The sequence below is a fragment of the Parasynechococcus marenigrum WH 8102 genome (assembly GCF_000195975.1).
In the GTDB taxonomy this organism is placed as follows: Bacteria; Cyanobacteriota; Cyanobacteriia; order PCC-6307; family Cyanobiaceae; genus Parasynechococcus; species Parasynechococcus marisnigri.
On the sequence record NC_005070.1, the window covers coordinates 1023947 to 1036700 of the forward strand.

Genomic DNA, 12754 nt, shown 5'->3' on the forward strand with positions numbered 1-12754 from the left:
TGATTGCGTGGGGAGACTGGACCCATCAGTGAACTGCAGCGACTGACGGTCTCTCTGCGTGGAGGCTTCGAACAACAGAACGGCTGTCTGGTGTTTCATTTCACCGGTCAGTTGGACGCCTACTCCGAGAAGCAGTTCATGGAGTACGTCGTCGACGTGCTGAAGGCCAGCAAACTCCCTGCTGTAATCGACCTCAGCAAGATCGATTTTCTGGACTCATCCGGATTGGGTGCCCTTGTTCAGCTCGCCAAGCAGTGCACGGATGCCAAGCGCGCGTTTTCCCTTGTGGGGAACTCCCGTGTGATGCAGACGGTGAAACTTGTGCGTCTGGAAGAGTTTCTGCATCTGGCCCAGGATCTGCCGTCGGCCCTCAGCAACCTGGCGGCTTGAGCGAGTGGATCCGGGGGCAGACCGCCGGCGGCAGCGCTGGTGACCTCGGTCCGCTTCAGTTGGCGTGGTTGGGTGATGCGGTCTGGGAATTGCACCAACGTTTGCGCTTCTGCCGCTCACCCGGTCGTGCCGATGTGTTGCACCGCGCCGTAGTGGCCAAGGTCTGTGCCGAGGCACAGGCCGAGGCCCTTGGCCGCCTTGATCCTGTCTTGAGCGAGCAGGAGCGGGATTTGGTGCGTCGTGGCCGCAATCGGGCCGGTCGCGGACCCAAGCGATCCGATGCGGCTGTTTACGGACTCGCCACAGGGTTTGAGACAATGGTGGGCTGGCTGTATTTGAACGACCCAGCGCGCCTGGCGGAGCTTCTCGATCACTTGGATCAGGCCGGCACCCTCTCAACATCCTCAACACCTCGCCCATGAGCCCTCGCTTTGAACGCCGTCCCGGCGGTTCGTCCAGGACTGGACGACCGGGGCGCAGCGACCGACGTCGTCCTGATGCCGACGCTGAGGCTGATGCCGGCCGCCGCGAGTGGAACCGAGAGGCACCGGTCCGCCGGGGGCGCATGGACGACCGTCGCCGGGGTCGCTCCGATGAAGAGCAGCGCGCCCGTCCTGATCGGGGCGACCGTGCAGGCCGTGGACGTTTCATGGCAGACCGGCGTCCTGAGCGCCCCTCGCGTCGGGAGGGGCGTCAGGGCGATCAACGCCCTTACAGCGATCGTCGTGATCCACCCCGTGACGAGCGTTCCGAAGGACGTTCCGAAGTACGTCGGGATGACCCTCGCATGGATCGCCGTTTCGATCGTCGAGATGAAGCACAGGGGGACCGACGGGGTGACCGGCGTCCGTCCTTTCAACGGGAGCGCTCGCGGCTCCCATTCAGGGATCGCACTCCGCGCAAGCCTGAGGGGGAGGCTGCTGCTGCCACGCCGCCAGCGGATGATCTGGTCTGGGGCCGTCATTCAGCACTCGCGGCCCTGGAAGCCGGTCGACCGATCCATCGCATCTGGTGCACCCCGGAGATGCGAAGCGCCGCCAAGTTTCTGCAACTGCTTCGCGATGCCAAGGCCTCCGGTGTGCTGGTGGAGGAGGTCACCTGGGCCCGCCTGGGGCAGATCACCGGAGGCTCGGTGCACCAGGGCATTGCCCTGCAGACAGCAGCGGCTGAAACGATCGATCTGGAGAGCCTGATTGAAGGCTGTTCCGATCTGGGGGAACCGCCATTGCTGCTGGCCCTCGATGGCGTCACGGATCCCCACAACCTCGGCGCTGTGGTCCGCTCGGCTGAGGCCATGGGAGCCCATGGCGTGGTGTTGCCCCAACGACGCAGTGCCGGTCTGACGGGGTCGGCGGCGAAGGTGGCTGCAGGAGCCCTTGAACACCTCCCCGTGGCGCGGGTGGTCAACCTCAACCGCTCTCTTGAAAAGCTCAAGGATGCCGGCTATCGGGTGATTGGCCTTGCCGGTGAGGGCGATGTGACCCTGCCTGATGTGGATCTGAGTGGGCCGCTGGTGCTGGTGACCGGTTCGGAGGATCAGGGGCTATCCCTGCTGACACGCCGCCACTGCGACCAATTGGTGCGGATTCCGCTGCGGGGGGTCACGCCAAGCCTGAATGCATCTGTGGCAACGGCGCTTTGCGTGTATGAGGTGGCCCGTCGCAACTGGATGAAGGACATCCATGGTCAGGCTCCGTCGCCGCCGATTCAGCGGGCGCGCATGGCTGGTCAGCGCGACGACGACTCGCCAGCACCACAGGTTGAGACGACGCAGCCTGAGGAGCGCATCGAACTGGACCTTGAACGCCGAGATCTCGATGCAGGACTCGAGTTTGATCAGAGCATCCAGCTTTCTCCCTGAGTTGACCGTGTTATTTGGCCTGGTCGGTGCAAAATGCCCTAACAACATTTGAGCTCCATGAGCCCTTTGATCCGGCCGCTGCGCAGCCTCGCCAATGGTGTCGGGCTGGCTTGGTGGGCCCGTGTTGAGACCACCGGGCCCGATGTCACGTACTGGTTCGGTCCTTTCCTGACCCGCACGGGGCTGGAAGCTGAGCTCGCCACCTTCCTTGAGGATGTGGGTTCAGAGCAGCCCCGGTCCATTCGTCACACCCTGCTGCGCACCCGTCGCAGCGAGCCATTGACCACCGCTGCCGAGGGGTGATCCTGCGGCTGATAGCGTCGCTCCTGCAACAGATCGCAGTTTCATGACGATCAGCGCGTGGCGTCAGCGACTGCAGGCTGGTGGAGTCTCATCCAGGGAGCTGGTAGATGAGCATCTGCAGCGTTTGGAGCAGTCAGAGCCGTCGCTCAACGCCTTTGTGGAGGTCACAGCTGAACGGGCCCGCGCTGACGCCGATCGTGTCGATCAGGCCCGTGCTGCCGGTGAGGACCTCGGTCCGCTCGCGGGTCTGCCGCTGGCGATCAAGGACAACCTCTGCACCCGCGGTGTCCGCACCACCTGCTCGAGCCGCATGCTCGAACAGTTCGTGCCGCCCTACGAGTCCACCGTGACGGATCGGCTCTGGGGCGCTGGAGCGGTGTTGGTCGGCAAAACCAACTTGGATGAATTCGCCATGGGCGGCTCCACCGAGACATCGGCCTTTGGTGCCACCAAAAACCCATGGAACATCGAGCACGTTCCCGGTGGCAGCTCCGGTGGTAGTGCAGCGGCCGTGGCATCGGGTAGTTGTCTTGCATCCCTGGGCTCAGATACCGGTGGTTCGATCCGCCAGCCGGCATCGTTCTGTGGTGTTGTTGGCTTGAAACCCACCTACGGCAGGGTCAGCCGTTGGGGATTGGTTGCGTTTGCCAGTTCCCTGGATCAGGTCGGTCCCTTTGCCGGCTGTGTGGCGGATGCGGCTGAGCTGCTTCAGGTGATCGCCGGTCACGACCAGCGTGATTCCACCTGTCTAACAGCGGATGTTCCCAATTACAGCGCTGGTCTGGCTGCATCGATCAAGGGGCTGAGGGTCGGTGTGATCCGGGAATGCTTCGAGGCGGAAGGACTGGATGCCGAGGTCAAGGCTTCGGTGCAGGCGTCTGCGGCTCAACTGGAGGCTCTCGGTGCCGAACTGGTGGATGTGAGCTGTCCACGCTTCAACGACGGCATCGCCACGTACTACGTGATTGCTCCGTCGGAGGCATCGGCCAATCTGGCGCGATACGACGGTGTGAAGTACGGCTTCCGTGCTGAGGAAGCCGAGAGCCTGGCGTCAATGACGGCCCGAAGCCGGGCAGAAGGTTTTGGCGCGGAAGTGCAGCGGCGGATCCTGATCGGGACCTATGCCCTTTCGGCCGGTTATGTGGACGCCTACTACCGCAAGGCCCAGCAGGTTCGAACGCTGATTCGACGGGATTTCGATGCTGCGTTCCAGCAGGTGGATGTTCTGCTGACCCCCACGGCGCCGTCGCCGGCGTTCAAGGCGGGTGCCCATGCCGATGACCCGCTGGCGATGTATCTGGCAGACCTGCTCACGATTCCGGTGAACCTGGCAGGCCTCCCGGCAATCAGTGTTCCCTGTGGATTCAGTGCTGCTGGCTTGCCGATCGGGATGCAGCTGATCGGCAATGTGCTCGACGAGGCGCGTCTGCTGCAGGTGGCTCACCAGTACGAGCAGGCTGCTGATGTGTTCGCGCAACGTCCTGAAGCCTCTTTGGTCCCCTGATCCACCACATCTGGTGCCCCGGCCATTGATCGCACGCTTGATCTTGCGTTAGGACCTAGGCTGGAGCTATGGCATTCGTTCCGCTCCACAACCACAGCGATTACAGCCTGCTGGATGGCGCATCGCAGCTTCCGGCCATGGTGGAGCGCGCCAAGGAACTGGGCATGCCAGCCATTGCCCTGACGGATCACGGGGTGATGTATGGCGCCATTGAGCTGCTGAAACTCTGCAAGGGCTCCGATCTCAAGCCGATCATCGGCAATGAGATGTATGTGATCAATGGATCCATCGATGATCCTCAGCCGAAGAAAGAGAAGCGCTACCACCTGGTTGTTCTGGCCAAGAATGCCGTCGGCTACCGCAACCTGGTGAAGCTGACGAGCATCAGCCATCTGCGGGGAATGCGGGGGCGGGGGATATTTTCGCGCGCCTGCATTGATAAGCACCTTCTCAAAACCTATAGCGAAGGTTTGATCATCTCCACCGCCTGTCTCGGTGGAGAATTGCCGCAGGCAATCCTGCGGGGGCGGCCGGATGTTGCCCGCAATGTGGCCCGTTGGTATCAGGAGGTTTTCGGGGAAGATTTCTATCTTGAAATTCAGGATCATGGCTCTCCTGAAGACAGGATTGTCAACGTTGAACTTGTGCGCATCGCCCAAGAACTCGGCATCCAATTGGTGGCCACCAACGATGCTCATTACCTGAGCAAGCAGGATGTGGAGGCGCACGATGCCTTGCTTTGCGTGCTCACGGGCAAACTCATCAGCGACGAGAAACGACTTCGTTACACCGGCACGGAATATATCAAGACCGAAGAGGAGATGAACCGACTCTTCGTGGATCATCTAGAGCCGGATGTTGTGCGTCAAGCCATCGCCAACACCGTGGCTGTTGCCGAGAAAGTTGAGGACTACGACATCCTCGGCCACTACCAGATGCCTCGCTTTCCCATTCCTGAGGGACACACTGCAGTGACCTACCTGCGAGAGGTCACAGAGCAAGGTTTGCGGGAGCGACTCGAGCTGTCCTCCGATGCATCCATTCCGGAGAACTACGCCGAGCGGATGGCCCATGAGCTCAAAATCATGGAACAGATGGGGTTCCCCACCTACTTCCTTGTGGTGTGGGATTACATCCGTTTCGCGCGTGAACAAAAGATTCCAGTGGGGCCCGGCCGAGGTTCGGCGGCGGGATCCCTCGTGGCTTATGCCCTTGGCATCACCAATATTGATCCAGTGACCAACGGATTGTTGTTTGAACGTTTCCTCAATCCGGAACGCAAATCGATGCCTGATATTGACACCGACTTCTGCATTGAACGACGTAGTGAAGTGATTGATTACGTCACTGAACGCTATGGCGACGACAAAGTGGCCCAGATCATCACTTTCAACAGGATGACATCCAAGGCTGTGCTGAAGGATGTGGCCCGGGTCTTGGACATTCCCTACGGCGATGCCGACCGGCTGGCGAAATTGATTCCTGTGGTCCGTGGAAAGCCCGCCAAATTGAAGGCCATGATTGGTGAGGAGTCACCAACGCCGGAATTCCGCGAGAAATACGAATCCGACCCAGTTGTGAAGCGCTGGGTAGATATGGCCATGCGCATCGAGGGAACCAACAAAACCTTCGGTGTGCATGCAGCGGGCGTGGTGATTGCCGCTGATCCATTGGATGAATTGGTGCCATTGCAGCGCAACAACGATGGTCAGGTGATTACGCAGTACTTCATGGAAGATGTGGAATCCATGGGTCTGTTGAAGATGGACTTTCTGGGCCTCAAGAATCTCACGATGATTGATAAAACCCTGGAATTGGTGGAAGTCAGCAGCGGAACGCGGCTGGATCCCGACAAGCTTCCGCCTGAGGATGCCGACACCTTCGCCTTGCTGGCCCGTGGGGATCTGGAAGGCATCTTCCAGCTGGAGTCCAGTGGCATGCGTCAGATCGTCCGTGATCTGAAGCCGTCCTCCCTGGAGGACATTTCATCAATCCTGGCGCTGTATCGACCCGGGCCTTTGGATGCCGGCCTGATTCCCAAATTCATCAACCGCAAACATGGCCGCGAAGCCATTGACTTCGCCCACACGATTTTGGAGCCGATTCTGAGTGAAACCTACGGAATCATGGTCTACCAGGAGCAGATCATGCGCATTGCCCAGGATCTCGCCGGTTATTCCCTCGGCCAGGCAGATCTGCTTCGGCGGGCGATGGGCAAGAAAAAAGTGGCGGAGATGCAGAAGCATCGCGGCATCTTTGTGAAGGGTGCTGCCGAGCGGGGTGTGGATGAGGCGGTCTCGGATGAACTGTTTGATCAGATGGTGCTGTTCGCCGAATACTGCTTCAACAAGAGCCATTCCACGGCCTATGGCGCCGTCACCTATCAAACGGCCTATCTGAAAGCGCATTACCCCGTCGCCTACATGGCCGCCCTGCTCACGGTGAATGCCGGTGCAGCCGACAAGGTGCAGCGGTACATCGCCAATTGCAATGCCATGGGCATCGAGGTGATGCCACCGGACGTCAATGCCTCCCGCACAGATTTCACTCCGAACGGCGATCGCATCCTCTTCGGTTTATCCGCTGTTCGAAACCTTGGCGATGGGGCCATCCGTCAGTTGATTCGTTCACGGGATAGCGATGGCCCGTTCCGGTCGCTGCCGGATCTTTGTGATCGGATCCCTTCCTCGGTGCTCAACCGCCGCGGACTGGAATCTCTGATTCACTGCGGTGCCTTGGATTCCATGGATCCAGCCGCTAACCGAGCCCAGTTGATGGCTGATCTCGATCTTCTCCTCGACTGGGCCTCGTCGAGAGCCAAGGACCGTGACAGTGGCCAAGGCAACCTGTTCGACCTGATGGCAGCTCCGAACGATGAGGACGGTGCCTCTGATCTCAGTCTCGCTCCCAAGGCCGCTCCGGTGGCGGATTACGGCCCAGCCGAGAAGCTCAAGCTGGAGAAGGAGCTGCTTGGTTTCTATCTGTCCGACCATCCGCTCAAGCAACTCACACCCAGTGCTCGACTCCTCGCACCCATCGGCCTGGGGGCGCTTGAAGAGCAACCGGACAAGGCCAAGGTCAGTGCCGTCACGATGATCACTGAGTTGCGTCAGGTCACCACCCGCAAGGGGGACGGAATGGCGATCCTCCAGCTGGAGGATCTCTCCGGCAGTTGCGAAGCCGTGGTGTTTCCCAAGAGTTATGCCCGACTCGCGGACCATCTGATGACAGAGGCGCGTCTTCTCGTCTGGGCGGGCGTCGATCGTCGGGATGATCGCGTTCAGTTGATCATTGATGACTGCAGGGCCATTGACGACCTAGCTGTTCTCCTTGTTGAACTCTCCTCCCAGCAGGCCAGCGACATCGCCATCCAACACAAATTGAGGGAGTGCTTGACGCAATATCGACCTGAGCGTGAGGAGCTTGGCGTCAAAGTGCCCGTTATCGCTGCGGTTCGCGATGGTCATTCAGTTCGCTATGTCCGACTGGGTTCTCAGTTCTGCGTCAAGGACGCGGAAGCTGCACTGCAAGCCCTGAAGACACAGGCCTTCACGGCCCGTCACTCAGAGCCCATGGTTCTGGGTTGATCAGTCGGACTTGTTCTGTTGTTTCTGAGCCTTGATCGACTGGCGCATCCGTTGAACGTTGGGTTTGAGATTCTCCAGACCAAGCAATGAACCGGGCTGTTGATCCCAGCTGGAGCTCAGCACGCCGAAACTCAGCCCCACCAAGCCGAGAAGAAAAAAGAAACCTGAACCCGCCAGAGTGAGCCCTGGGGCAATATCCGCGATGCCTTTGGTGATCAGCAGGTAGCTGCCAACAAAAACACCCATGCCGGAGACAGTCGGCACACCTGTGAACACCGCCACACGACGGGCCATCCGGTCAGCGACATAACGGGGAATGGCCTCTTGGCGAATGGCTTGGTCGTTGCCGTCGCCCTTGGACCCACCCTTTTTGGAACCCTTGGGCTCAAAGGGAAGTGACTGACGGTCCTCAGGCATGTTGCGCTCGATCAGCCGCGGATGCCCAGTTTGGCGATGATCTCGGTGTACCGCTGCTCGCTCTTGTTGCGCATGTAGCTGAGCAGGCGCTTACGGCGACCAATCATCTTCAGCAACCCCTGGCGCGAGGAGAAGTCGTGGATGTTGTTCTGGAGGTGGCTGCTGAGACGGCTGATCCGCTCGCTCAGCATGGCGACCTGGACCTCCGCGGAACCGGTGTCGGTGCCGTGGGTCTGGTGGGTGTTGATCAGCTGTTGCTTCTCGGTGGTATCAAGCGACATGCGCGGGGTGCAGCCCTGTCAGTGCAAACAATGATCTTACCCGGTCAAGGATCTGTGGATGACATCAACTTGATGCAGGCCCTCAGCCAGGCGTCGTCGTCATCACCGTCCTGCGGGCCTCCCATGCCGTTCAGCCGTTGCAGAGCGTCCCGAATCTCGTGGGTTTCAAAGCCGAGGGTCTCCAAGGTGGCGATGAGGTCCGGCGCAACTGGATCCAATTGATTGCGTTCAGGACCTGTGGAAGCAACGCTGTCCGTCAGTCGTGTGCGCAGCTCCAGCGCCAGACGCTCTGCCGTTCGTTTGCCGACACCTTTAGCTCTGCAAAGGGTTTTGAGATCGGAGTGGACCAGAGCCGTGACAAGTTCCTTGTACGCACATGCATTAAGCAAGGCAAGTCCTGCTTGTGGCCCTACTCCGCTCACTTGGATTAGTTCCCTGAACAGGTCCCGTTCAGCCAATTGGAGAAATCCGAACAATTGAAGGTTGTCAGCACTGACCACCTGATGAATCCAGAACTCATGACGTTGATCAGTTGAGACGGCTTGCCAGTCCCGTTCAATGAGTTGAACGTCGTAACCAACTCCGCCGCAGGCAATCAGCACAAGGTTGCGGGACCCTTTCTGGTCACGATGCTGGACATCTCCCTTCAGCCACCCAATCATTGTGCTTAATCAGTTTTGTGAGTGTAAACGACTTTTTTTGATGCGTTGTGTTTGATCATGTTTGTTGTGACTTCATCCTTTGAGGGGTGGGCCCTGGCTGGACTTCGTCCGCAAGGAGGTCTTGATCTGCTGCTAATTCCCCTGCAAATTGATGAATCGTTCGGGATTCAGGTTGGGCCAAATCCTTTCCAGCGTTGATTGATATTTGTTGGAGTCGCGATCGTCAAGTAGAGTGATTATTAATGCTTGAAGATCGGTTCATGCAAGTCAGCATGATCTATGTGCACATTTCGCGTCATGTCTTGACTGTCTTGTCAGGTCTCTTGATCGTCGTAACTCTGTCGTCCTGCACCCTTCGCAATGAGCCGCCCCGCGCCATTGTCATTGAGGCCTTGCAGTCACAGATCCAGACGACCCAGGTCTCCATTGCACAAAGTCTTGACTTGCAACCTGTGGCCTCTGCTCCTGCCGTCAGCCGTGTTCGCGTCGACCATCAAGAGGTCCTCAAGGTGGAGGGCGAGCGTTTCGTGCACTTAAAAGGCAGTTTTGACTGGCAGTTACCTCGGGACAGCGTCCGTGTGGACAGTGCCTTTGATCTCTACCTCCAGCGTGGGTCGCACGGAGAAGGGTGGAGTCTTGCCAGGCCTGCAGCAAGCAATGGTGGTGAAGCCCAGCGTTGGCTGCTCTACCCCCTCGGCTTGCCCACGAGCTGATCTGATCAGGGCTGACGGCTGGAGAGGCTGATAAAGGATGCACCCAGCACCAGCGCTGCACCAACACAGGTGAATGCCGTAATCGATTCGTTGAACCAGATCCATCCCCAGCTGGCAGCAAACAACACCTGGACGTAATTCAGCGACGTCGCCCTCGCCGCTGGCAGACAGCTCAGCCCTTTGGTCACCCAGATCTGGCCGAGTTGAGTCAGCACACCGACTCCGAGCAACCAGATCCAATCCACCGCGGAAGGCCAGACCCCGCTGTGCAGAACCATCAGCAACGTGAGGGGAATCGAGACCAGAGGGAAATAAAGAATGATCACCAAGGGGTGTTCCTTGGTCGATAAGCGTCGAACGCACACATAAGCCAGAGCAGTGAACAAGGCTCCTCCCAGGGCTGTCAGCACTGGGCGTAACGCCAGCCCGTTCTGGCCTGCACCCAGCCATTCCGGTTGGATCACAAACACCACACCGATCCAGCCCAGCAGTACGGCCAAGCCAATGCGACGGCGCAGGCGTTCCCCCAGCAACAGCCAGGCCGCCGCTGCGGTGAATGTTGGGTAGGTGTACTGCAGGACCGTGGCGGATGCCAGCGGCAACGCAGTGATCGCCTCGAAGAAGCAAAGCAGGGCAACGCTTCCACAGATGCCGCGCAGCAGCAGCAGGCGTCGGTTGTTCCCCAGGGGGCTGACCCCTCCAAGCGCCATGGCTGTTCCCGTCAGGGCAATGCTCACAACGGATCGGACCAGCACGATCTCGCTGACGGGAATTCGCCCTCCCAGTTGCTTGACGCACACCGTCATCAGGCTGAAGGCCAGGGAGCTCAGAACCAGGGCCCTCGCTCCCTGCATGTCTTGGCGCTGCCACCAGGCCAACGTCTGTTCATCCATGGTTGCGCTGGTGCTCCTGATGGGTGGACGCCGACCTGCGACTTCGCAGAATGGGTCCATGGCCAATGCCCGACTTCATCCCCGCACCATCGACGCCGTCAAAGAGCGGGCGGACATCGTCGATGTGGTGGGCGACCACGTCGTTCTGAAAAAGAAAGGACGGGAGTTTGTCGGCATCTGTCCGTTTCACGACGACAGCAAGCCGTCGATGACGGTGTCTCCCGCCAAGCAGTTCTACTACTGCTTCTCCTGTGGTGCGGGCGGCAATTCCATCAAGTTCCTGATGGAGTTTCAGCGGCAGAGTTTCAGCGATGTGGTGCTGGATCTGGCCCGTCGCTATCAGGTGCCGGTCGAGACCGTTGATGGTCCTCAGCAGGAGCGGTTGAAGCAGCAACTCTCCCGGCGGGAGAAGCTTCAGCGGGCCCTGGCCTTGGCTGCCGGTTGGTTTCGCAGCCAGTTGCGCAGCACGACGGGTGAGCAGGCCCTTGCATACCTCACGGAAGCCCGCGGCCTGACACTCGCCACCCAGGAGACATTCGGTCTCGGTTACGCCCCGGATCAATGGGACAGCCTGCTGAACCATCTGCAGCAGGTGGAAGGCCTTTCGGCTGAACTGTTGGAGGCAGCTGGACTGGTGGTCCCCCGCAAGGGTGGCAATGGCTTCTACGACCGTTTTCGCCATCGGGTGATGGTTCCGATTCACGACCGTCAGGGTCGTGTGATTGGCTTCGGTGGCCGGAGTTTGGATGGCAGCGAGCCCAAATACCTGAACTCCCCAGAGACGGAGGTGTTCGAGAAAGGCAAGCATCTGTTCGGTCTCGACAAGGCCACCAACACCATCCGCAAGCAGGACCGTGCTGTGGTGGTGGAGGGTTACTTCGATGTCATCGCCCTGCATGCGGCTGGGATCACCAATGCGGTGGCGTCCCTAGGCACCGCCCTCAGCAGCCAGCAGATCACCCAGCTCTGCCGCGTCACCGACGGCAAGCGCATCGTTCTCAACTTTGACGCGGACGGCGCTGGGGTTCGTGCGGCCAACCGCGCCATCGGTGAAGTGGAGCAGCTCGCCTTGCAGGGGCAACTGGAGCTGCGGGTGCTGCATCTGCCCTCCGGCAAAGATCCAGATGAGTTCCTCAAGGACCATGGCGCCGGGGATTACCGGGCTCTGCTCGATCAGGCGCCTCTCTGGCTGGACTGGCAGATCGAACAGGCCCTCGCCGATCGAGACCTTGCCAAGGCGGATCAATTCCAGCAGGCGGTCTCGGCCTTGGTCGCTCTGCTGGGCAAGTTGCCCCAGTCGGCGGTGCGCACCCATTACCTGCAACGGGTCGCTGAACGGCTCAGCGGCGGTCAGGGCCGTCTTGCTCTGCAGCTCGAGGATGACCTGCGCCAGCAGGTGAAGGGCCAGCGTTGGCATGGTCGATCCAGCCGGCATGACCAGCCGGGCGACACCAGTCAGCGGGAGCGCTGTGAGGCTGATCTGCTGCGCCTTTATCTCCATGCCCCCCGCTACAGGGGCACGATCCGCCAGGAGTTGCGCCAACGGGAACTGGAGGACTTTGCGATCCCCCATCACCGTCTGCTCTGGGCCTCTCTGACGGAACTTGAGGAGACCAACCTCGGTGTGGGCCGCCTGGAATCGATCAGCCATGGTGAAGATGATGGTGACGGCCTGGATGGGCTGGACCTGCCCCGTCTGCTGACGGATCAGCTGCTGCTGGAGAACAGCCCTCTGTTGTCACGGCTGACGCCGTTGCTTGAGCCGGGTGAACTGGAGCGTGTCGCCCTGGCCGAACCGCTCGAGCAGTTGCGTGGGCTCGCGGCATTGTTGGAGCGTCAGAAGAGCTTCAAGCGCTGCCGCCACCTGCTGGAAGCCTGGGGTGGGCAGCGTCTGCAGACCTTGGAAGCCTGTATTTCCGTGTTGGTGCAAGACAACCAGGAGGATCAGCAGGGCGTGGATATGGAAGGTCGCATCGAGCAACTGTTCGAGGAGCTCAACCGCGATGCGTTGCACTATCAGGAGCTGTATTACAGCGAGCGGAAGCACATCCAGCATCTCGATCAGCAACGCCGCGGCGGCTTCCAGACCATTGATGCCCTGTCCGCCTGAACCCCGCGGGCGGATGATGGATTCCCCGTTCTG

At 59.9% G+C, this 12754-nt stretch carries 12 protein-coding genes; 8 read left to right on the plus strand and 4 right to left on the minus strand.

The features are described from left to right. The first annotated feature begins 3 nt into the window (after positions 1–3). The 6 genes from TX72_RS05125 to TX72_RS05150 all read left to right on the plus strand — a co-directional run bounded on the left by TX72_RS05125 (position 4) and on the right by TX72_RS05150 (position 7645). The gene (locus TX72_RS05125; protein WP_042503353.1) at positions 4–390 is read left to right on the plus strand and encodes an STAS domain-containing protein; all 387 of its coding nucleotides are present in this window, start codon (positions 4–6) and stop codon (positions 388–390) included. Continuing rightward, positions 387–812: a ribonuclease III domain-containing protein gene (locus tag TX72_RS05130; protein ID WP_011127893.1), complete on the plus strand. Its 426-nt coding sequence runs from the start codon at positions 387–389 to the stop codon at positions 810–812. The genes TX72_RS05125 and TX72_RS05130 overlap by 4 nt, the downstream gene beginning before the upstream one ends. Beyond that, on the plus strand, positions 809–2251 hold the full coding sequence (gene rlmB / locus TX72_RS05135; protein WP_011127894.1) for a 23S rRNA (guanosine(2251)-2'-O)-methyltransferase RlmB: 1443 nt from the start codon (positions 809–811) through the stop codon (positions 2249–2251). Before TX72_RS05130 ends, rlmB begins: the two co-directional genes overlap by 4 nt. Positions 2252–2308: 57 nt before the next feature. Next, positions 2309–2554, plus strand: coding sequence for a DUF1816 domain-containing protein (locus TX72_RS05140; RefSeq protein WP_011127895.1), 246 nt, complete (start codon positions 2309–2311; stop codon positions 2552–2554). A 43-nt stretch (positions 2555–2597) separates the two neighbouring features. Beyond that, positions 2598–4058: an Asp-tRNA(Asn)/Glu-tRNA(Gln) amidotransferase subunit GatA gene (gene gatA / locus TX72_RS05145; protein ID WP_011127896.1), complete on the plus strand. Its 1461-nt coding sequence runs from the start codon at positions 2598–2600 to the stop codon at positions 4056–4058. A 68-nt stretch (positions 4059–4126) separates the two neighbouring features. Then, complete coding sequence (locus tag TX72_RS05150; protein ID WP_011127897.1) at positions 4127–7645, plus strand: DNA polymerase III subunit alpha; 3519 nt, start codon at positions 4127–4129, stop codon at positions 7643–7645. On the opposite strand, the gene TX72_RS05155 is transcribed toward TX72_RS05150, so the two are convergent. Genes TX72_RS05155 through ruvA form a run of 3 tightly spaced genes read right to left on the minus strand, consistent with a single transcriptional unit; the run spans position 7646 to position 9005 of the window. Beyond that, positions 7646–8062 carry a PAM68 family protein gene (locus TX72_RS05155; protein WP_011127898.1) on the minus strand — a complete coding sequence of 139 codons (417 nt, stop codon included), beginning with the start codon at positions 8060–8062 and terminating at the stop codon, positions 7646–7648. A gap of 11 nt (positions 8063–8073) precedes the next feature. After that, on the minus strand, positions 8074–8343 hold the full coding sequence (rpsO, locus tag TX72_RS05160; protein ID WP_011127899.1) for a 30S ribosomal protein S15: 270 nt from the start codon (positions 8341–8343) through the stop codon (positions 8074–8076). Between the two features lie 44 nt (positions 8344–8387). Then, the gene (gene ruvA, locus TX72_RS05165) at positions 8388–9005 is read right to left on the minus strand and encodes a Holliday junction branch migration protein RuvA (RefSeq protein WP_011127900.1); all 618 of its coding nucleotides are present in this window, start codon (positions 9003–9005) and stop codon (positions 8388–8390) included. Positions 9006–9397: 392 nt separating this feature from the next. On the opposite strand from ruvA, the gene TX72_RS05170 reads away from it, so the two are divergent. Continuing rightward, positions 9398–9718 carry a hypothetical protein gene (locus TX72_RS05170; RefSeq protein WP_148228775.1) on the plus strand — a complete coding sequence of 107 codons (321 nt, stop codon included), beginning with the start codon at positions 9398–9400 and terminating at the stop codon, positions 9716–9718. Positions 9719–9723: 5 nt separating this feature from the next. Here the strand turns inward: TX72_RS05170 and TX72_RS05175 are convergent, their stop codons facing one another. Continuing rightward, positions 9724–10611 (minus strand): DMT family transporter, encoded by an 888-nt coding sequence (locus TX72_RS05175; RefSeq protein ID WP_042503358.1) that lies wholly within the window; start codon positions 10609–10611, stop codon positions 9724–9726. A gap of 58 nt (positions 10612–10669) precedes the next feature. Between TX72_RS05175 and dnaG the strand changes: the two genes are divergently transcribed. Further along, positions 10670–12721: a DNA primase gene (dnaG, locus tag TX72_RS05180; protein ID WP_011127903.1), complete on the plus strand. Its 2052-nt coding sequence runs from the start codon at positions 10670–10672 to the stop codon at positions 12719–12721. Positions 12722–12754 lie beyond the last annotated feature (33 nt).